Origin of the sequence: Flavobacterium gelatinilyticum (assembly GCF_027111295.1) — a bacterium.
GTDB lineage: Bacteria > Bacteroidota > Bacteroidia > Flavobacteriales > Flavobacteriaceae > Flavobacterium > Flavobacterium gelatinilyticum.
The window spans coordinates 2,109,164-2,132,686 of the sequence record NZ_CP114287.1 but is presented as its reverse complement, the minus strand read 5'-3'; the positions used below and the strand labels follow the sequence as shown (position 1 = coordinate 2,132,686).

The 23,523-nt window shown below is 37.9% G+C and carries 11 protein-coding genes; 6 read left to right on the top strand and 5 right to left on the bottom strand.

The genetic code is table 11. From position 1 onward, the window contains the following. Positions 1-4: 4 nt before the first annotated feature. A complete protein-coding gene (locus tag OZP11_RS09120) occupies positions 5-484 on the top strand; it encodes a hypothetical protein (protein ID WP_281234905.1) in 480 nt (159 codons plus the stop codon). A gap of 250 nt (positions 485-734) precedes the next feature. On the opposite strand, the gene OZP11_RS09115 is transcribed toward OZP11_RS09120, so the two are convergent. Further along, positions 735-3,077 (bottom strand): mechanosensitive ion channel domain-containing protein, encoded by a 2,343-nt coding sequence (locus OZP11_RS09115; protein ID WP_281234904.1) that lies wholly within the window; start codon positions 3,075-3,077, stop codon positions 735-737. A 330-nt stretch (positions 3,078-3,407) separates the two neighbouring features. Then, positions 3,408-3,695: a hypothetical protein gene (locus OZP11_RS09110; protein WP_281234903.1), complete on the bottom strand. Its 288-nt coding sequence runs from the start codon at positions 3,693-3,695 to the stop codon at positions 3,408-3,410. 313 nt (positions 3,696-4,008) lie between these two features. On the opposite strand from OZP11_RS09110, the gene OZP11_RS09105 reads away from it, so the two are divergent. The 5 genes from OZP11_RS09105 to OZP11_RS09085 all read left to right on the top strand — a co-directional run bounded on the left by OZP11_RS09105 (position 4,009) and on the right by OZP11_RS09085 (position 19,550). After that, on the top strand, positions 4,009-4,692 hold the full coding sequence (locus OZP11_RS09105; RefSeq protein WP_281234902.1) for a S24 family peptidase: 684 nt from the start codon (positions 4,009-4,011) through the stop codon (positions 4,690-4,692). A 189-nt stretch (positions 4,693-4,881) separates the two neighbouring features. Further along, complete coding sequence (locus OZP11_RS09100; RefSeq protein WP_281235517.1) at positions 4,882-5,937, top strand: helix-turn-helix domain-containing protein; 1,056 nt, start codon at positions 4,882-4,884, stop codon at positions 5,935-5,937. Positions 5,938-6,371: 434 nt separating this feature from the next. Next, positions 6,372-16,613 (top strand): cadherin-like domain-containing protein, encoded by a 10,242-nt coding sequence (locus OZP11_RS09095; RefSeq protein WP_281234901.1) that lies wholly within the window; start codon positions 6,372-6,374, stop codon positions 16,611-16,613. Positions 16,614-16,674: 61 nt separating this feature from the next. After that, complete coding sequence (locus tag OZP11_RS09090; protein ID WP_281234900.1) at positions 16,675-17,586, top strand: PorP/SprF family type IX secretion system membrane protein; 912 nt, start codon at positions 16,675-16,677, stop codon at positions 17,584-17,586. Positions 17,587-17,588: 2 nt separating this feature from the next. Next, positions 17,589-19,550: an OmpA family protein gene (locus tag OZP11_RS09085; RefSeq protein WP_281234899.1), complete on the top strand. Its 1,962-nt coding sequence runs from the start codon at positions 17,589-17,591 to the stop codon at positions 19,548-19,550. 60 nt (positions 19,551-19,610) lie between these two features. Here OZP11_RS09085 and OZP11_RS09080 read toward each other — a convergent pair whose 3' ends face one another. The 3 genes from OZP11_RS09080 to OZP11_RS09070 all read right to left on the bottom strand — a co-directional run bounded on the left by OZP11_RS09080 (position 19,611) and on the right by OZP11_RS09070 (position 23,523). Further along, positions 19,611-21,731 (bottom strand): cation:proton antiporter, encoded by a 2,121-nt coding sequence (locus tag OZP11_RS09080; protein ID WP_281234898.1) that lies wholly within the window; start codon positions 21,729-21,731, stop codon positions 19,611-19,613. Between the two features lie 3 nt (positions 21,732-21,734). After that, positions 21,735-22,319 (bottom strand): hypothetical protein, encoded by a 585-nt coding sequence (locus OZP11_RS09075; RefSeq protein ID WP_281234897.1) that lies wholly within the window; start codon positions 22,317-22,319, stop codon positions 21,735-21,737. 340 nt (positions 22,320-22,659) lie between these two features. Beyond that, positions 22,660-23,523 (bottom strand): thiopeptide-type bacteriocin biosynthesis protein, encoded by an 864-nt coding sequence (locus OZP11_RS09070; RefSeq protein WP_281234896.1) that lies wholly within the window; start codon positions 23,521-23,523, stop codon positions 22,660-22,662.

Sequence of the window (23,523 nt, the reverse complement as noted above, 5' to 3'; positions counted from 1 at the left end):
CATCATGAAGTTATTAAATATATTATGTCTGTTTATAGCATTTAACAGTTTTTGTAATGCACAAGTAGTAGTGCCGGAAAAAAATCATACATCTGAAATTATCTTTTTAAATGACTCGCATTTGAAAACAGCGATAAAAGAAATTATGGAAAAAGACAGGGTTTGCCAAACAAATAGTGTCCAGTGGAGTATTGAGATTATGAAAAATAATATGATATTAATCACTAAATATAGTCTTGAAAATTTTATAGCTTCAAAAGGAATTATAAACATTTATACAACTGTAATAGATGATAAGTTTTTATTTCTTTACAATAAAGAAAATGTTAATGGAGTCTTTACTAAATCTGGATATTCTGTTGATCTGGCCGCTTTTATAGGTAAAGGAAATTTTTCTACTATAGATTATTCATTTTGGGTTATTCAAAAAAAAGAAGGAAAAAAATATAAAATAATTAAAGAGAAAAAATATACTTGCAAATAATTGGTAGTGTTTGAGATTGGTTAGTGGTTAATTATTGAATGTATAATTCGCATATTATCAGTCCAAAATCAAAAGGCACTTCATTATGGAGTAGCTTTTGATGGTAGTGTTTCAGATTAGGTATTTTTAAAATTTAATAGCTTAACTGATTTCCCTCCATATTACATTGTTTTAAGGAAAATTTCGAATATAAAAATGGTTTGAATCTATCTTATAATTGATTCAAACCATTTTGTGTTTTCTTAAAATACTAAGTCGAAAAAGTCAGTCCTTTAGCTTTAAAATTGCTAAATAGAACTTGTTTCGCGGTACTGATTGTTTCTTCGGTTTTGTAAATACTGCACCAAAATTTAATCTGTAATTTGAATTTACCATCCGAAATTGAATTGTAGTAAATCTGTGGTGTTCTCGTGTTATTTGCAAGAGGCAGACTTTCGAGCGCGCTTAAAACAATTGCATTAATATCGTCCGGTGTAGCATCGCCGTTTATTTCTATTAAAATATCCACTAGTTTAAAATTGTCAGTATACGTCCAGTTAGTGATATTCTGAGATAATAAATTACCATTTGGGATAATGATTTCGGCACCATTTGGGGCATTGATTTTCGTAGTTCTTAATCCCATCGATTTTACACGTCCGGATTCTGAACTTATATTAACAACGTCTCCAATCTGGATAGGTTTGTCGAATATCAAAATAATACCTGAAACGAAATTGCTGACGATATTCTGAAGTCCGAGTCCGACACCGACACCTAAAGCTCCTAAAAGAATACTTAGTTTATCCAATGGCATTCCTGATGCCGCAACAGCTAAAAGATATCCTGCAATTAAAACGACAAGTCTTGTAATTAATAATTTAGAATGCTGTCTTTTGTTGATGTTTTCTTCGTTTTCGTCTTCGATTTCCCCAAAAAAGTACGCTACATATTTTTGAAGTAAATGTGCGATCCAGACAATTATAAAGAACAAAACAATATTTCCTAAAGTAAAAGTAATGCTTCCAATTGTATTAGGTCGGCTTAGCAAACCGGCAAAAGAATCTCGTAATGATTCCCAGATATTTAAGTTAGAGGCAATAACCACCAGCCACATATAACTGATTACGATAATAAAAGGTTTTTTTAGCGTACCGGATAAATTTTCGTGGTCGAATATTTTTTCGATTCCTCGTTTTACTCGGGTTGTATAAATCTGTAAAAGGATTATTTCCAGGATTATTTTCAAAAGAACACTTAAGGCCACAATCTGCGTAAGCGAAATAAACGCGGTTAAAGTCAGCATGTTTGAAAGCGAAACCCTTCCGAAAAGGTTATATAAAATCGATAAAGCATTTAGTCCGATAAATATAATATTAGCCCATTTAAAAAAAGCTTTGATATACAATTGATCTTTGAGGCTTTTAATCTGAACAAGACCATATCGTATACCCAGAATGTTGATAATAATAAATGAACAACGCTGAATAAGCCCAACGCCAATAAACAAATCGAGGAAACAAAGTGCTAAAAATAGTCCAGAAAGCATGAGCCAGTTTCGCATGGAAACTCCTGACCAGTCTTTTTTGAACAAGACTGTCAGCACTGCTAGCAGCAGAAGCTGCAATAGTTCTAAAACAAGGGCAGGCGCGTACAAGTTGGTTACCACAGCAATATTAAGAGCAATGGCTGCAATGGGCAAAATTACGCCTCGGTTTAAGTATTTAAAGTTAAAAAGAGAAAGGTTTTCGGCATAGCCATTGGTTCTTAGATATTTTAAATTACGCGAAATATACCAGGCCAAAAGCCCCATGAAGAAGCACAATGTAATCAATCCGCCCGCTTTATAGCTTAAATAATAAGCAGCAACATTTTCTTCAATTATAATTTTTGATTTGATGGTTTGTGCCACTACTTTTTTAGCAGTAGAATCGGTGCTCCATAAAGATGGATATTCTTTGTTAAGAATACTGATTCCGGATTTTTCCAGTTTGGTTTCTACAGTTGTAAGAGCGTTCGAAACCGCAATTTTGTGTTCGACCGTCAGTCTTTTTTTATCGTTTAAAATCTCCTGATTTTTGGTCATGAGACTATCCGTTTTTAGGTATGTTTTTTTGAGATTCGTTAATTCGGTTTTGAATTGTTTTTTACGTATTGTATCTTTTAAAAGTGTAAAAAGAGTAGTGTCTTTACGCAGATCGATGATTCTGTTTTTAATCTTTTCAAGATTTTGATTGTGGTCATTAATAGCCGTATTCTGCTCGTTTAGTTCTTGTTCGATTTCTTTAAGTACAACACGGTACATCTGCTGGTTACGCACATTTGGATTTGCACCTTTTAAGCTTTCTAAAATCAAATTAAGTTTGCTTTCGGTTCTTTCAATTTCTCCAAAAAGATGAAAAGCACTTCCTTCAAAATCAATATCATGTCCAGCTGATTCCAGTACTTCACCGGCTTTTTCGATAGCAATTAAATAATCACTATCTGTTATGGTTTCTTCAAACAGTTTAGAACGGTTTTCGGTTTTAGAAGCAGTCTGCGAATACGAAATCGATGCAAAAAAAAGCATCATTATAAAGGCGGGTAAATAGAACGAATTTCTTTTTGAATTCATAATTAATTTGGGGATTTATGGTCGCCAAATGTAATTGTTTTTTGGATAGGATTGGTTTTTGAAGATGTGATTTTTTGATTTGTAAACAGAATAAAAAACTTACAATAGTTCAAGCTGTATTTATTTGTAATAATAAAATCTTCAAAAAGATCTGGACAAATCTTTTTGAAGATTTTTTATGCTCTTTTGATTTCACTTGTTTTCTTTAAAAGGGTTATTTCACTATAAGCTGTAAACAAAAAGCATGCAGGTCATGTTTATTTTGTAAGACTGAATTTTGTCTCTAATCTTATCCTGACAGATATGATTATCAGAATGTTCGAAATATGATTATGAAGTTTTTGCATTTTGCTGTTGTGATTTTAGCAATTCGTTTGTCAGCTTTTCATTCATAAGGGTTAATTCCTTGTTCTGTATTTCTGTCTTTTTAATGATTTCGGTAGCGGCTGTGAGGCGCGTTGTAATGTCGTCAAGCAGGTCGCGGTAGTATTTTACCGCACTTACGGCGTTGTCAAGTTCGGCGGCACGATCTTCGGCCAATGATTTTCTCTTAGAGAATAACCAGGTAATAAATGAGGCAAAAAAAGCCGTCAGCGAAGGATAGAGAAATTGTTCCATAAAAATGTTGTTAAAAATTTGGGCATAGGATTAAAACTCTTTAGGTGTGGACCTTTAAAATCGTAGTATTTTCTGTTATATTTTCTTTTTAGCGTAGTATTTCTGGTTTTAAGATTGTTTTTCATTTTTAAATACTTTGTAATCAAGTTTTTGTATTTTTTTTTTTTTTTTTTTTCTGGAAATAATATTAGGAAATGTGCTTTATTTTATGGTTCTATCGCTTGTTTTTGTTTTTTATTTTTCTTTCCTTTGCAAATATAGCGTAAAATATTACATCAAAACAAAATTTTAACGTAAAAAAAATACATTTCCTATGGGTTCAACTGAAAGAATGCGTGAATACCTTGATGCGAAAGGGATAACTAAATATAAGTTCTGTAATGATCTGGGCTTTTCTAATAAGTTTTTAGATAACAGCAGTAATATGGGAACAGATAAAGCGTGTAAAATATTACACTACTATCCCGATATAAATTCGGAGTGGCTTTTAACCGGAAACGGACCTATGCTCAAAGAAACCGGTACCGATATAGTATTAATAAACAACGACAGAAAAACAATGGATTCATTGCATGTAAGCCAGGAAATACCTTTATACGATCTTGAAGCAGTAGCAGGATTAAGAGAATTATTCAGCAGCGGGAAACCACAGCGAATTCTTGATACCATAAAAATTCCGAACCTGCCAAAATGCGATGGAGCTATTTCGGTTACAGGAGACAGTATGTATCCGCTTTTAAAATCGGGAGACATTATCTTATATAAGGAAACCGAATTTGAAAATATCTTTTTTGGCGAAATGTATCTTTTAAGTGTAAAACTCAATGACTGGGAAGAGTATATTACTGTGAAATATGTTCAGAAATCAGAACAAGGTCCGGAATTTGTAAAACTGGTAAGCCAGAATTCACATCATCAGCCAAAAGATATCCACATCTCAAAAATATCTGCTCTGGCACTTATCAAAGCCAGTATTCGTATTAATACGATGATGTAAATTTTAGCAGAAATTTTCGTTTCAGCGAAAACTGCAAGAGTGTAATTAGAATATCCATATTAAGATCCTGTAAAATCTTATTATGGATATTGTGGTTTCGCAGGGTTATGTTTATTTTTGCAGCCTTGATTTCCTTGATAATAAAAGGGAAAATAAAAAGTATACGCCCCAAACTGCTTTAGATTTTTGATGACTTTAGATAACTGGCCCAAACATATTCAGAAATATCTTTTTTTACTGAAAGATGATTTTTTTCAATTTCCGTATCTGTTTAATTCCCCTCAGATCATGCTCGAAAGCATGTTAAAACTGCCTATCAGTAAACATTTTCCTTTAAAAAATCTCATTACCTTTAATACCCCGCTGGCAAAAGCCAAAATGTATTACAAAGAAATCGAAGAAGGTTTCTGGCTTTTGACTTTTTATTTAAAGATGAAAGAAAATATCATGGCTTTATCCGGTTACGATATGGATAAAAGCAGTGAGTATTATTTGTTGACCTTTTCGGTTTTTGAATATCAGTTCCCTCTAAAAGACGGCAGTTCGTTACCGCTTTTAAGCACCTGCTGGACAATCAGCAAACCTTACACAGAGATTTCCAGTTATTTTTATAAAGAAGCTGATGGAAAATTTTTCAGTATTGCCATGACAAAAGACTGGGTAAAAAAGAACTTTTCATCTAAAAAATTCAAAGAACGAAAAACGATCCTAAAGTTTCTAAATGGAGAAAGAGGATCATACACCTGGCTCGATATTTCTGAAAAAGCCCATAAAGTCGGGAATGATTTATCAGATCTTCTGGAAAAAGAAAATCATTCCGAAGCCGATAATGCAGGAATTAGAAAAAAAACGATGAAACTCATCACAGAGTTTTTTGATAATGCTTTTGAAGACAGCCGTATAGCAGATAATATTTCGTTGAGTAATCAGGATTATCTCAATGTTTCAAGGGCAGAAAAAATCGTACTGCAAAATCTTCATCTTCCATTTCTGGGCATCGAATTTATAGCCAAAGAAGTCAATACATCTGCAACCAAATTAAAATCAAATTTTAAAGCTGTTTATGGTTTTTCGATGCTTCAGTATCACAAAGAAAAAAATCTGGTTCTCGCTATGCAGCTCATTTTAAAATCAGATTTCAATATTCAGGAAATTGCCGTAATTACAGGGCATGATTCGGCCGGAAGGTTTGCTTCAAGTTTTAAAAAACGATTCGGGAAACTGCCTTCAGAAGTTCGTTTTTAGACATCAAAAAAAACTGTTTTTTCATAAAATATAACAATTAGTTCTTTTTTATGGCTTCAGTTTTGTTTTGAAGTTTAATTGGTAACTTATTAAAAAATAGTGTGTTAATTACACTTTTGTTTTTTTGGATATAAAAAAAATCTTTCAGGAAACGGGCTTTTTTATAACCGTTAAAATATGTCCGAATTGACTATTCATCCCTTTATTTTTCAATTACATTTGGCCGCGAAAGAAGTGATTAACATTTTTCGGGATCAGCAAATCTGATCGTTAATCCTTTGTCTCTGCTGGTTTTCAGCTTTTATAAAAATTTATTTACAACAAATTTACGCCAGGTTTAAAAATAGAAATCTGAGCGTACAGGACTTGTTATGCTTATTCGTGAATTTTAATTTATTTATTATATGGTGAACTTTACTTATCTAAAAATTTTAATGTTAAATAAAGAACGGACCCTGAAACAGTTTTTGGTCGGTTTTTTGTTTTTGTGCAGCCTCAGCGGGTATTCACAAACAAACATTTCAGGAATAGTAAACAGTTACTTTTCTGTTGTTGGAATTAATCAGCCCAACTGCGATCCCTGCGATTTAAGCTGTATTAATACCATTACAGTTACAAACGCTGCGGGTCTTGTTCCGGGAGACAAAGCTCTGATTATCCAGATGAAAGGAGCTGAAATTGATTTGACCAATACCATTGAAGGAGGTAAGATCAATAGAATTCATAATACTGGAAATTATGAATTTTTTGAAATCAAAAGTATTACAGGAAACGTACTTACGCCAATGTACCCGCTGCTAAAAAACTATACTCTGGCAGATATGGTGCAGGTTGTAAGAGTTCCTAAATATACGGGACAAGTAAATATTACAGCTGAGCTTACAGCAAAAGACTGGAACACAAATGATAAAAACGGGGGTGTTCTGGCTATACAGGCAGGCAGAGTAGTATTTAATGCCGATATTAATGTGGCCGGAAAAGGGTATGAAGGAATTCAGATGACGATAAACGGTCCTAATAACGACTGCGACCCGGACCCAAATAATTTGTATGTGCTTTCTAATACTGCTACAGCTTCATTTACAAAGGGTGACGGAATTGTTATTGATAATATAAACTACAACAGAGGCCGTGCGCCGAGAGCAAATGGAGGTGGATCCGGAGTTGCGGGAGATTCAGGCGGAGGCGGAGGATCTAATTATGGTGCCGGAGGTGAAGGAGGAAAACGCTGGTGTAATGTCAACGGAACGAACGCCGGAGGTCTTGGGGGTGTTTCTTTAGCCTCTTTCTTTGCACAGGACAAAGTTTTTCTGGGCGGTGCAGGAGGATCTGGTTATGTAACAACCAATAACCCGTCATCTGCCGCTGATGGTGGAGGTATCGTAATTATTTTTGCAGATGAAATAGTTGGAAACGGACATTCTATTATAGCAGATGGTTTTGCGCCATTAGCTGTTAATCCGTCGGGAGACCCTGATGGAGGAGGTGGAGGAGGAGCAGGAGGTACGGTTGTACTTAAAACACCTCTTTTTACAGGTAATCTTGCTGTTTCTGCAAAAGGAGGAGACGGACAAGATTTAAATACCAATACAATTCACGGTCCCGGAGGAGGGGGCGGAGGCGGTGCTTTGCTTTACTCGCTTGCCGCATTACCTCCTAATGTTACTTTAAATGCCAACGGAGGTGTTGGAGGAGTACATTTAAACGGAGAACGTAACGGATCAGAAGACGGATTAATCGGTGGAAGTGTTTCATTGTATATCCCGGTAGAAAATCCAAACTATATGGGAATTGACGATGAAGACGGACTGGATATCGAATGTGATTTAGATGATGATAACGATGGAATTTTAGATTCAGTAGAAATTCCAGCCGGATTACCGGATCCTTTTGGAGATCATGATAATGATAAAAAATTCAATTTTATCGATAAAGATGCACCTGGTTTTGTTGATAATAATAAAGATGGTATCGATGACCGATATGACGAGGATTTAGACGGAATCATCAACCAGTTTGATCTGGATTCAGATAATGACGGCTGTCCTGATGCGATTGAAGCTTATGGAACTACAAATGCAGATCCGGATAACAATGGATTTTACGGTACAGGAAATCCTCCTCCTACACATCCAAATGGTACTGTAGTTGCCGCTTCATACACAGCACCGGTGAATACAAACGGAACTTCTAAACCTAATTATTTAGTTTCAAACATAGTTCAAATTACGACCAGCCCGGTTAATGCCGATACTAATTTAGGCGGTAATGCCACTTTTAGCGGTGTGGTTACAGGAACACATTTAGTATATGTCTGGAAACAAAGTATAGATGGCGGAGCAAACTGGACTACGGTTACTGACGGAGGTACAAACCCGACGTTTTCAAATGCCGATACCAATTCGCTGACACTAACAAATATTCCTCGCTCATTTAACAATTATCAATATAGACTGGATGTAACCAGTACTTCAAATGCCTGTGCGCAGCCAAATTCTGCAGCCGCACGTTTGAGAGTAGTGAACAGAAATCCGGTTGCTGTAAATGATATCTACACAGTTCAGGAAGATAACACGTTAACATTAAATCCGTTAAACGGAGATACTGATGCTGATGGAGATACTTTAACAATAACGTCAATTAACGGAACTGCCTTAACAGGTTTCGCTCAGACAATTACGGTTGATAATGGTACAGTAGATATTACAGCTTTGGGAGTAATTACTTTTATTCCGGATGCAGACTTTAATTCTGCGACAGCAGTTGTTATTCCATATTCAATTGAAGACGGATTTGGAGGAACTGCCAATGCAGAACAACGTATTACTGTTACAGCTGTAAACGATGCTCCTGTTGCTTTGGCCGATAATTACACAGTTGCCGAAGGAGGCACAATAAACGTGAACACAGCCGACGGTGTTTTATCAAACGACAGTGATGCTGAAGGCGATGCAATTACAGCCATTTTAGTTGCCAATCCATCACATGGATCGTTAACCTTAAACGCAGACGGATCATTTGATTACACACATGACGGAAGCGAAACCACATCAGATAGTTTCACTTACAAAGTAAACGACGGGACAATTGACGGAAACACAGTAGCCGTTACCATCACCGTAACTCCTGTAAACGATGCCCCGGTTGCCTTGGCAGACAATTACACTGTCGCCGAAGGCGGAACCATAAACGTGAACACAGCCGACGGAGTTTTATCAAACGACAGTGATGCCGAAGGCGATGCTATAACTGCTGTTTTAGTTACCAATCCATCACACGGATCGTTAACTTTAAACGCAGACGGATCATTTGATTACACACATGACGGAAGCGAAACCACATCAGACAGTTTTACCTATAAAGTAAACGACGGCACAATTGACGGAAACACAGTAGCCGTTACCATCACCGTAACTCCTGTAAACGATGCCCCGGTTGCATTAGCCGACAATTACACCGTTGCCGAAGGCGGAACCATAAACGTGAATACAGCCGACGGAGTTTTATCAAACGACAGTGATGCCGAAGGCGATGCTATAACTGCTGTTTTAGTTGCTAATCCCTCACACGGATCGTTAACTTTAAACGCGGACGGCTCATTTGATTACACACATGACGGAAGTGAAACCACAACCGACAGTTTTACTTATCACGCAAACGACGGTACAGTAAACGGAAATACAGTAACTGTTACCATCACCGTAACTCCTGTAAACGATGCACCAATAGCTGTAAATAATACGTATACAGTTGCAGAAGATAACTCAATTACAGTAAATCCATTAAGTGGAGACAGTGATCCGGAGGGAGATACTCTAAGTCTGGTATCAATTAATGGAACATTATTGACAGGTTCAGATCAGACAATTACAGTTTCTCATGGAAAGATAGATATCACGTCTGGAATAATTACTTTTATTCCTGATGCTGATTTTAATTCAACGACACCAATCACCATTCCATACGTTATTAGTGATGGTCATTTAACAGCAACCGCTGATTTATTAATAACAGTTACAGCTGTAAACGATGCCCCGGTTGCCTTGGCAGACAATTACACTGTCGCCGAAGGCGGAACCATAAACGTGAACACAGCCGACGGTGTTTTATCAAACGACAGTGATGCTGAAGGCGATGCAATTACAGCCATTTTAGTTACCAATCCATCACACGGATCGTTAACTTTAAACGCAGACGGATCATTTGATTACACACACGACGGAAGCGAAACCACAACCGACAGTTTTACCTATAAAGTAAACGACGGCACAATTGACGGAAACACAGTAGCTGTTACCATCACCGTAACTCCTGTAAACGATGCTCCGATTGCCTTGGCAGACAATTACACAGTTGCCGAAGGCGGAACCATAAACGTGAACACAGCCGACGGTGTTTTATCAAACGACAGTGATGCTGAAGGCGATGCAATTACAGCCATTTTAGTTACCAATCCATCACACGGATCGTTAACTTTAAACGCAGACGGATCATTTGATTACACACACGATGGAAGCGAAACCACAACGGACAGTTTTACCTATAAAGTAAACGACGGCACAATTGACGGAAACACAGTAGCCGTTACCATCACCGTAACTCCTGTAAACGATGCACCGATTGCCTTGGCAGACAATTATACCGTTGCCGAAGGCGGAACGATAAACGTGAATACAGCAGACGGAGTTTTATCAAATGACAGTGATGCTGAAGGCGATGCTATAACTGCTGTTTTAGTTGCCAATCCATCACACGGATCGTTAACTTTAAACGCAGACGGATCATTTGATTACACACACGACGGAAGTGAGACCACATCAGACAGTTTTACCTATAAAGTAAACGACGGCACAGTTGACGGAAATACAATAGCTGTTACCATCACCGTTACTCCTGTAAATGATGCTCCGGTTGCTTTGGCAGACAATTATACCGTTGCCGAAGGCGGAACGATAAACGTGAATACAGCAGACGGAGTTTTATCAAACGACAGTGATGCCGAAGGCGATGCAATTACAGCCATTTTAGTTGCCAATCCATCACATGGAACGTTAACTTTAAACGCAGACGGATCATTTGATTACACACACGACGGAAGTGAAACCACAACCGACAGTTTTACCTATAAAGTAAACGACGGCACAATTGATGGAAATACAGTAGCTGTTACCATCACTGTAACTCCTGTAAATGATGCTCCGGTTGCTTTGGCAGACAATTATACCGTTGCCGAAGGCGGAACGATAAACGTGAATACAGCAGACGGAGTTTTATCAAACGACAGTGATGCCGAAGGCGATGCAATTACAGCCATTTTAGTTGCCAATCCATCACATGGAACGTTAACTTTAAACGCAGACGGATCATTTGATTACACACACGACGGAAGTGAAACCACAACCGACAGTTTTACCTATAAAGTAAACGACGGCACAATTGACGGAAATACAGTAGCTGTTACCATCACTGTAACTCCTGTAAATGATGCTCCGGTTGCTTTGGCAGACAATTATACCGTTGCTGAAGGCGGAACGATAAACGTGAATACAGCAGACGGAGTTTTATCAAACGACAGTGATGCCGAAGGCGATGCAATTACAGCCATTTTAGTTGCCAATCCATCACATGGAACGTTAACTTTAAACGCAGACGGATCATTTGATTACACACACGACGGAAGTGAAACCACAACCGACAGTTTTACCTATAAAGTAAACGACGGCACAGTTGATGGAAATACAGTAGCTGTTACCATCACTGTAACTCCTGTAAATGATGCTCCGGTTGCTTTGGCAGACAATTATACCGTTGCCGAAGGCGGAACGATAAACGTGAATACAGCAGACGGAGTTTTATCAAACGACAGTGATGCCGAAGGCGATGCAATTACAGCCATTTTAGTTGCCAATCCATCACATGGAACGTTAACTTTAAACGCAGACGGATCATTTGATTACACACATGACGGAAGCGAAACCACAACCGACAGTTTCACTTACAAAGTAAACGACGGCACAATTGACGGAAACACAGTAGCCGTTACCATCACCGTAACTCCTGTAAACGATGCTCCGGTTGCTTTGGCAGACAATTATACCGTTGCCGAAGGCGGAACCATAAACGTGAATACAGCAGACGGAGTTTTATCAAACGACAGTGATGCTGAAGGCGATGCAATTACAGCCATTTTAGTTACCAATCCATCACACGGATCGTTAACTTTAAACGCAGACGGATCATTTGATTACACACACGACGGAAGCGAAACCACAACCGACAGTTTTACCTATAAAGTAAACGACGGCACAATTGACGGAAACACAGTAGCTGTTACCATCACCGTAACTCCTGTAAACGATGCTCCGATTGCCTTGGCAGACAATTACACAGTTGCCGAAGGCGGAACCATAAACGTGAACACAGCCGACGGTGTTTTATCAAACGACAGTGATGCTGAAGGCGATGCAATTACAGCCATTTTAGTTACCAATCCATCACACGGATCGTTAACTTTAAACGCAGACGGATCATTTGATTACACACACGATGGAAGCGAAACCACAACGGACAGTTTTACCTATAAAGTAAACGACGGCACAATTGACGGAAACACAGTAGCCGTTACCATCACCGTAACTCCTGTAAACGATGCACCGATTGCCTTGGCAGACAATTATACCGTTGCCGAAGGCGGAACGATAAACGTGAATACAGCAGACGGAGTTTTATCAAATGACAGTGATGCTGAAGGCGATGCTATAACTGCTGTTTTAGTTGCCAATCCATCACACGGATCGTTAACTTTAAACGCAGACGGATCATTTGATTACACACACGACGGAAGTGAGACCACATCAGACAGTTTTACCTATAAAGTAAACGACGGCACAGTTGACGGAAATACAATAGCTGTTACCATCACCGTTACTCCTGTAAATGATGCTCCGGTTGCTTTGGCAGACAATTATACCGTTGCCGAAGGCGGAACGATAAACGTGAATACAGCAGACGGAGTTTTATCAAACGACAGTGATGCCGAAGGCGATGCAATTACAGCCATTTTAGTTGCCAATCCATCACATGGAACGTTAACTTTAAACGCAGACGGATCATTTGATTACACACACGACGGAAGTGAAACCACAACCGACAGTTTTACCTATAAAGTAAACGACGGCACAATTGATGGAAATACAGTAGCTGTTACCATCACTGTAACTCCTGTAAATGATGCTCCGGTTGCTTTGGCAGACAATTATACCGTTGCCGAAGGCGGAACGATAAACGTGAATACAGCAGACGGAGTTTTATCAAACGACAGTGATGCCGAAGGCGATGCAATTACAGCCATTTTAGTTGCCAATCCATCACATGGAACGTTAACTTTAAACGCAGACGGATCATTTGATTACACACACGACGGAAGTGAAACCACAACCGACAGTTTTACCTATAAAGTAAACGACGGCACAATTGACGGAAATACAGTAGCTGTTACCATCACTGTAACTCCTGTAAATGATGCTCCGGTTGCTTTGGCAGACAATTATACCGTTGCTGAAGGCGGAACGATAAACGTGAATACAGCAGACGGAGTTTTATCAAACGACAGTGATGCCGAAGGCGATGCAATTACAGCCATTTTAGTTGCCAATCCATCACATGGAACGTTAACTTTAAACGCAGACGGATCATTTGATTACACACACGACGGAAGTGAAACCACAACCGACAGTTTTACCTATAAAGTAAACGACGGCACAGTTGATGGAAATACAGTAGCTGTTACCATCACTGTAACTCCTGTAAATGATGCTCCGGTTGCTTTGGCAGACAATTATACCGTTGCCGAAGGCGGAACGATAAACGTGAATACAGCAGACGGAGTTTTATCAAACGACAGTGATGCCGAAGGCGATGCAATTACAGCCATTTTAGTTGCCAATCCATCACATGGAACGTTAACTTTAAACGCAGACGGATCATTTGATTACACACATGACGGAAGCGAAACCACAACCGACAGTTTCACTTACAAAGTAAACGACGGCACAATTGACGGAAACACAGTAGCCGTTACCATCACCGTAACTCCTGTAAACGATGCTCCGGTTGCTTTGGCAGACAATTATACCGTTGCCGAAGGCGGAACCATAAACGTGAATACAGCAGACGGAGTTTTATCAAACGACAGTGATGCCGAAGGCGATGCAATTACAGCTGTTTTAGTTGCTAATCCATCACACGGATCGTTAACCCTAAACGCAGACGGATCATTTGATTACACACATGACGGAAGCGAAACAACATCAGACAGTTTTACTTACAAAGTAAACGACGGCACAATTGACGGAAACACAGTAACTGTTACCATCACCGTAACTCCTGTAAACGATGCACCGGTTGCAAACAGTGATACAAATGCAAATATCCCATCAACCGCGGGAGCAACGGTAATCAATGCACTTTCTGCAACAGATGTCGACGGAACAATTACTGGTTATACCGTTCTTACTTTACCTGCAAATGGAGTTTTAGCTTTATCAGGTACGCCAATCACAGTAAATCAGGTAGTGACACCTGCACAGGCTGCGATGCTTACATATGCGCCAAGCGGAACATTTACAGGTTTAGACACATTCACTTTTAGTGCAGAAGATAATCTTGGAGCCGTTTCAAATACTGCAGTTGTTACAATTCCAGTTGGAAATAACGCTCCTGTAGCAATTGATGATACTAATTCGAACATTAAATCAAGAGCTGGTGCAACAGCAATCAATGCTTTAACTGCAGCAGATTCTGATGGAACAATTGTGAATTACATCATCTTAACATTGCCGTCAAATGGAGTTTTAGCCCTATCAGGCACACCTATTACGGTAAATCAGGTATTGACACCTGCACAGGCTGCAATGCTTACGTATGATCCAAGCGGCGCATTCTCAGGAAATGATTCATTTACTTTTACAGCAACAGATAACAATGGAGCTGTTGACGCAACGCCTGCCGTAATAACAATTCCGGTTGAAAAAGCACTATTAATTGCTGTTAAAGACGAAATTGGTTCAGTTGTAGGAATTAATAAAGTAGTTGAGGTTGTGAATGTTTTGGACAACGATACTTTAGACAACGATCCGTTACAGCTTTCAGATATCAATTTGAATGTTACAACTCCGGATCCTGATAATATTTTGACGTTAAGACCGGACGGAATGCTGGAGCTCGCTCCAAATGCACCTGCAGGAACTTACACATTAACATATGAAATCTGCGAAAAAGCGAATTCAGGTAATTGTACTTCTGCAACAGTTTCGGTTACAGTTACAGCACCTGCGATGACTATTACAGCAGGCAGTTATTGTTTAGACAACGCTGCTTATGTTGCATACAATGTTACCGCAGATAACTTTACACCAACAGGTTTATTAACCATTAATTGGATTGACAGCTCAGGACGTACTGTAGCAACTCAAAACAACATGCCTTTATCAGGAGATGTATTATGGCCGGGTACAGTTTTAGGTACAGATAATAAACCAACGGACTGGCCGGGATGGGTTTTATCAAACGGACAATGGACAGAAGGAAATGACGGATTTGAATTGACAAGACCTGCCGTTACAATGGAATTTACAATAAACCCGACACAATCGGTAACTGTAAATTATCCTGATGCTTCTTCTGGCTGCAGCGCAAGACCTCAGTTTGGAATCGAAGCTGGAAATGACGATGATATAGCTCTTGCCGATGGACTAAACGGTTCATTAGAAGTGATCAACGTTTTAGATAACGACAAATTAAACGGAGTTCCCGTAAATCCTGCCGATGTAGTTTTAACAGGAGTAAATTTCCCTGACGGAATTACACTAAACGAAGACGGAACGATTGATGTAGCACCTGGAACAGCACCAGGAAATCATACACTAACGTACCAGATTTGTGAAAAAGCAAACGGAAACAATTGTAGCACAGCAACAGTTCAGATTTTTGTTGAAGTACCGGCAATCACATTAATTATGGATGTGAAACTGAATGACGAAAACGGAAACGGAAATGTTGAAGCAGGAGAAACCTTAACCTACACTTTCATAATTAAAAATACAGGGAATGTTCCTTTAGAGAATATCTTAATTTCTGATCTTATTCCGGGAGTTGTTATGAACGGAGGACCTATAACTTTAGCTGTTGGACAAAGCGACAGCACAACATTTACAGGAACTTACACATTAACACAAACAGATATTAATTCAGGATCAGTAAGTAATCAGGGAACAGTTTCAGGAATTACACAAAGCGGTATAATCGTACTGGATAAATCAGATTCTAAAAACGAAGGAGGAAATAATCCGACAGTAATAGAATTAAACGGATGTAACTTAAAAATCTACAACGCAGTTTCTTTAAACGGAGACGATAAAAACGAGAGATTTTACATTAGAGGAATCGAATGTTATCCTGACAACACCGTTCAGATTTTTAACCGCTGGGGAGTTTTAGTATTCGAAAGAGACCATTACAACAACAATGATGTTGTATTTAAAGGCTACTCAGAAGGAAGAACAACAGTAAAAGAATCAAACGGATTACCGGAAGGAACCTATTATTACATCGTGAGATATAAAGATAATGCCTCAAAGCCTAAACAGGAAGCAGGATACCTATATCTGACAAAATAATATTTCCGTATTAATAAAATGGCCTGACAACAGGTTGGGCCATTATTTTAAAAATAAATAAATGAAAAAATTAGCTTTAGTTTTATTGTTTTGTTCTGCAGCGGGATTCGCGCAGCAGGATGCACAGTTTACACAATATATGCACAATACCATAAATATAAATCCTGCTTATGCCGGTTCCAGAGGAGTGATGAGTATTTTCGGATTGTATCGTACACAATGGGTTGGGCTTGATGGTGCGCCCGAAACGAGTACATTATCAGTAAACACACCTATTAATAACAGTAATTTAGGATTGGGTTTTTCGCTGGTAAATGACAAAATCGGACCTACGACAGAGAATAATTTTTCAGTAGACCTATCATATTCCATTCAGACATCTGCGACAGCAAAACTTTCCTTTGGTATAAAAGGATCTGCCAATATTTTTAATCTGGATCCAAATAAACTTACATTCGAACATCAGGGCGATCCCCAGTTTTCAGATTTTAAAAATAAGTTTTCACCAAATGTAGGAGCAGGGGTTTACTGGCATTCAGACAAAGGATATCTGGGTTTATCAGTTCCTAATTTTATCGAAACCAGCCGTTATGACGATAATGATACGGCAATTTTCAAAGAAAAAATCAACTACTATTTAATTGCCGGTTATGTCTTCAATTTAGATCGTTACGAAATGATCAGATTCAAACCCGCTGCTTTGGCAAAAATGGTCGAAGGATCACCGCTTCAGCTTGACGTTTCGGCAAACTTTATGTTCAACGACAAATTTACAGCCGGAGTATCTTATAGATGGAGTGCCGCTTTGAGTGCAATGGCCGGATTTCAGATTAACAAAAGCATGTACATAGGTTACGCATACGACCGCGAAACAACAAAGCTGAACAACTACAATTCAGGATCGCATGAAATCTTCCTGCGTTATGAATTTATGAAAGGTTACAGCCGCATTACATCACCAAGATTTTTCTAATTATGAAATTTAAGAAAATACTATTTACCCTTTTTTTGTCACTGCTCTTTTTTAGCGCATCGGCACAAAAAGCACTTTTGCTTCAGGCAGAAAAAGAATATAATAATTATGCTTACGCAGATGCTATAACGATATACGAAAAGCTTGCAGCGAAAGGATACGAAGATGAAAAAATGTTTCAGAGATTAGGAAACGCTTACTATTTCAACGCCGATCTGCCAAAAGCTGCCGGCTGGTACGATAAACTTTTTGCACTCAATGCAAAGCAGGACCCGGAATATTGCTATCGTTATTCACAATCCCTTAAATCGATTGGAGATTATGCTAAAGCAGATAAAATGCTGGATGAATTCAATAAAAAAACAAATACTGACAGCAGAGGAATTTTGTTCGAGAACAATAAAAATTACCTTGAACAAATCAAATTGAATTCAGGCAGATATGAAGTTTCTATTGCGAATGTTAATTCAGAACAATCTGATTTTGGAAGTACATTTTTAAATAACAATTTAGTTTTTAGTTCAGCCCGAAAAATTGGAAAGAAAGAAGGAAAAACATTTAAATGGACCAATAAATCGTTTACAAACTTGTACATAGCAGCTATTAAACCAGATGGAAACGCATACAATCCTTCTTTGCTGAATAAAGAGATCAATTCTAAATTCAATGAATCGACTCCTGTATTTACAAAAGATGGTAAAACGATGTATTTTACCCGTAATAATTTTCTGGATGGAAAACGCGGTAAAGACGATAAAAACATCACCTTATTAAAATTGTACAAAGCCAGTCTGGTTGACGGAAAATGGACTAATATTACCGAATTGCCATTTAACAGTGATAAATACAGTACAGCTCATCCGGCCTTAAGTTTAGACGAAAAAAAGTTGTATTTTGCTTCAGATATGCCCGGAACCAAAGGGCAGTCTGATTTGTATTCTGTAACCATAAATGCAGACGAAACATTTGGAAAACCTGAAAACCTGGGAGCTGCAATTAACACCGAAGGAAGAGAAACTTTCCCGTTTATTTCAGGAGATAACGAATTGTATTTTGCCACCGATGGACGCCCGGGACTTGGAGGACTAGATATTTTTGTTTCCAAAATTCTTGAAAACGGAACATTCGATCAGGTTCAGAATATCGGAGAACCCATCAATACTAAATTTGATGATTTCGCTTATATTATCGACAGTAATACCAGAAAAGGGTATTTTTCTTCAAATAAAAAAGGCGGAGTAGGGAATGATGATATTTATAAATTTACCGAAACAAAGAAGCTGGTTTGCGAAAGAACCTTAACCGGAACTATTTTCGACAGTAAAGCAAACGAAGTTATCGAAGGAGCCAAAATTACCCTGTTTGATGAAAATAATCAATTGTTGGAAGAAGTAACAACCGGAGCAGACGGAGTTTATAATTTTAAAGTAAACTGCAGCAAAAAATATACAGTTAAAGTCGAAAGAAAAATGTATCCTGCAAAAGAAAGTGCCATTGCAATTTCAACAGGACTGGATAGCAAATTAGATTTTACATTAGAAAGAGAAAAAATCCCTGTAGTAGAAATTCCTCAAATAAAAACGATCAAAGTAGGAACTGATTTAGCAAAAACGCTGAACATTTCTATGATTTATTTTGATTTAGGAAAATGGGCCATAACGGATGCCGCTGCGGCCGAGTTGGAAAAGATTCTGGCCGTAATGCAGGAATATCCAAAAATGAAATTAGATATCCGCTCTCACACTGACAGCCGATCTTCGGCAAAATCGAATCTGGTTTTATCCGATAAAAGAGCAAAATCAATCGCAGCCTGGCTCGTAGAAAAAGGAATCACAGCCGACCGTCTAAAAGGAAAAGGATACGGCGAAAGCAAACTCCTTAACAGATGCAAAGACGGGGTAAAATGTTCTGAAGAAGAGCATTTAAAAAACCGAAGAAGCGAATTCCTGATTTCATCGATGTAATTAACTAAGAAAAAAGACCTGCAGAAACATTTCTACGGGTCTTTTTTTATAGGATAACAGTTATTTGAAAACTTTAGAAATCATTTTCCCAATTTCAGTAAAGTCATCATGATTAGTCACAGAGCGTTTCTCTAGTGCTGTTTCATTTAATGTTCTGTAAGGATAAATTAAGATGTAATTATTATTTCTCATATTTCTGTTCAGGAATTCAGGAACTTCTCTCATCTGCTCAAAGTAGGATTTCATGCCTTTGTCAGCCATCAGGATAATCAGACCTTCATTTTCATTTATGTCTTCAGCAGCAGTCTGGGCCTGCTGCCATGAAGTAATTAGATTGAATTTGGCTTCAATATTGTCTTTGTCGCAGATTCTTTTTAGAATTTTGGCTGTATTATCATTGGAATAAAATAGCATTTGAGCACCCGAATTTTTACTGATGTTCCAGACCCTTAGCAGGGAATGAAAAAATCCGGGTTCCTTTTCTGCATTTGCAGGTATGAGCACCGTATAGCTTTTGACTGTTGCGATAGGCTGCGCTGCGTGGTAAATCAAAACATTGCTCTGTTTATTCTGAAGATAGCCTTTGTATAAATTGTAGATAAAAGATGCAGAAAATCCCTTGTCGTTTTCAAGACCCACTACCAGATCGGAAATCTGCTGTTCCTTAATCACATTATTGATTCCCGAGACCACATCGTGATCATGTCTTGTTATGGGAATGATATTTGTATCGGATGCCGCACCCATTTTTACAGTTTTATCTAAAAGGATTTCAGCATTTTTGGCTGATGATTCATTTTTACTTTCACTGATGACGTTCAGGGCATATATGTTGATATGATGGGACTTGGTCTTTATCAGCAGTCCAAGATTTACCATTTTCTCAACGGTGCTTTCATGGTTAAGAGCTAGCAGGATTTTATCTTTTTCTTCGCTTTCGCCTGACACGGTACTTTCTTTTTCTTTTTCGGCTATTCGCTGGGCGGATGCCATTGAAACAAAAGAAGATATGGTGCAGGAGATAAGGATAAGAAGTATGCTTCCGTTCAACACATGTTCATTTAATAATCTTATAGGTTCTCCTGCTTCATTTTCGGAGAGTATAATGTTATAACCAACCATTACGGAGGCCAATGTAGCGGCTGCAGATGCGGCGCTCAGTCCAAATATCAATTTTCCTTCATCATCTGTAAAACGAAAAGTTTTCTGCGTTGCAACGGCGGCAAGGTATTTCCCGCCAATTGAGGCTATAAGCATTATTACGGCCACGCCTAGCGTTTCCCAGCTTTTGAAGAAGGCATTAAAGTCAATAAGCATTCCCACGCTGATAAGAAAGAACGGAATAAATATAGCATTGCCGACAAATTCCACCCGGTTCATCAAAGAAGAGGTGTGGGGTATAAGTCTGTTGAGTGCCAATCCCGCAAAAAAGGCGCCGATAATGGCTTCAATACCCGCCAATTCAGCCAGAAGCGCGGCCATATAGATCATAACGAGAACAAAGATATATTGTGATATTTTATCCTGAACATTCTTAAAAAACCAGCGGCCTATAATTGGAAACAGCATTAATACAATAACACCAAAAAGCACCATCGATATAGAGAGTTTGATCCAAAAAGATGATCCCACTTCTCCTTGTGACATGCCGACTACCACAGCCAGAACTACTAAAGAAAGAACATCGGTTATCATTGTTCCTCCAACGGTGATATTTACAGCCAGATTTCGGGTAATACCAAGTGAGCTGACCATCGGATACACAATCAGCGTATGGGAGGAGAACAGGCTGGCAAAAAGAACGCAGGTAAGGATATTAAAACCCAGTATGTAATAGCCTCCAACCAGCCCCAGTAGAAACGGCACGGCAAAAGTATAGATGGAAAAAGTGATACTTTTCCATTTATTCTTTTTAAAATCTCCCATGTTAATCTCCAGTCCTGCAAGGAACATGATATATAAAAGTCCTGTTGTGCCGGTAACCACCACACTGCTGTCTCTGGAGAGAATATGGAAGCCATTAGGCCCTACTACAGCCCCTGCAATTAAAAGCCCTAAAAGATGCGGTACTTTGATCTTGTTGAGCAGAAGCGGGATGCATAGAATAATGATCAGCTCTAAAAGAAATTTCAATAGAGGATCTTCAATAGGAAAGGTGATATGATGTATACTTAATAACATAAATTATTTTTTTTGGGAAGGGGAAAGCTCAACTGAGAATTTTACAAGACACCCGTCCTCTCCGGAGAGCGACTGCACGCCTTTAATCACTTTTCTGCCGAAATTATCTAATAGGGCAGTGGTCTTATTATTCCCCGCAACAGTGCTGTCCGGCAGATATATATTTAGTCGGGCCTGCCCATCTTGGTATTCAGCTCTAAAGGTGCGTTTGAGTTTATTATTATCCATAACTTTAATTATAGGGCCGATGCTGTCATTGAAAAAAATCCATTTTTCAGTCCTTTGGTCACCTATAACGTAAGTGCCGCATGCAGATTCACGGCACACCAGCCTGCTATTCCAGCTTCCGACGAGGCTGTCAGGCCAGAATCTCACAATAGAATCCTTTTTTTTCTCTTTCATTAAAACAGCCTGCTGCAGACTGTCGCGAAGTTTCAGCAGATTCTTGTAATCTTCTTCTTTTGCTGAAAACTCTTTTTCCTTGAGCATAAGCTTTTTTTCTCTGACTTCCAGTTGACTTTCTTTTCCGCCGGTGCAGGAAACAAAAATTAGTATGATAATTGCAAATGCCGTTTCTGATATTTTCATAATAAGAGATTTAACCTTCAAGTTATTAAATTATCCTGATACTAAAAAAGGGTGCGAGACTTAATCGCTTCATTTAACATGTTTTTGCGTTTTTACCTGTTAAAACTCAATAAAAACAAAAACTGAATTTGCTAGCTCAGGATGGATTTCTAGTTAAGAACTAAATCTTAATTTTAAAGAGAAAGCTGTCTAATTATGTTATGAAAGGGATTTCTAGAGAATAGATGGAACTTGAAATTTCAATAAACATCTAAATTTGGTATAATAAAAAAAGAAGTAATTCGGCTTTGAACTATAAAACAAGTAAATCTATGCCAAGCCATTTGAAAATTTCCTTAGACTATAGTAAAACAGAAGAAGTACTAAAACTTTTTGCTTTATAATATTTAAATAAATAATCATAAATGATTAACTCATACATTCTTTGTTTAGAAGTATACTGCCTGTTAGTCATCATATGTATGTGACTAGCTAAAAGAGATTTTAAAGGAATTTCGTTTTTAATTTTAATTTCTAAAGCTTTTTTTGCTGTTTGTCTTGATTTTTGATTTACAATCTTCGTTATTTCTGTAAAATTGTTTTTTGAAGCTGCAGTCAAAAGAGTATTCATTTGCGGATATAATGAAGCATAACTTTTAGACATTTCCTTTTTTTGTTGCTTGTCGGTTTCAAATTCTATTTTAAAAGAATTTTGCAAATCATCCATCAAAGATAATTTTTCTTGAATCGATAGTTGAAACGAATTTAAAAAGGAATCAATAGCATAAAAACTAAATAATAATGGTGTCTCTTTTGTCTTAAAACTTGGTATAGCTTTAATATATTGCAAAGCCATTTTACTGTCTTTCCAAAAAAAGAATTCAGAATCAATCATCGTAGTTTTGCCATATCGTTCTATTTCTCTTTTATACGTGTCGGTTTGTATATTCCAAACTAAATTTTGCTCTAAAAGTTCTTCAAAAATTGGATAGAAAGCTTGAATAACTGAGGACAGTTTTTTTTGGTTTTTTACTAAAAACCGAATACGAATATGTTCTTCTGGATCTTTATATCGAATGAAAAACCATTTTTGAATGATTTTTTTACTTTCAAGATTTGAAATAATGGGCTGTAATTTTTCTAGTAAAATATAATCAGCTGTTTTTACACCTGTATAAATTTTATAATACAGCCATTCGCTGCCCAAACAAAAATCTCTTTGCAT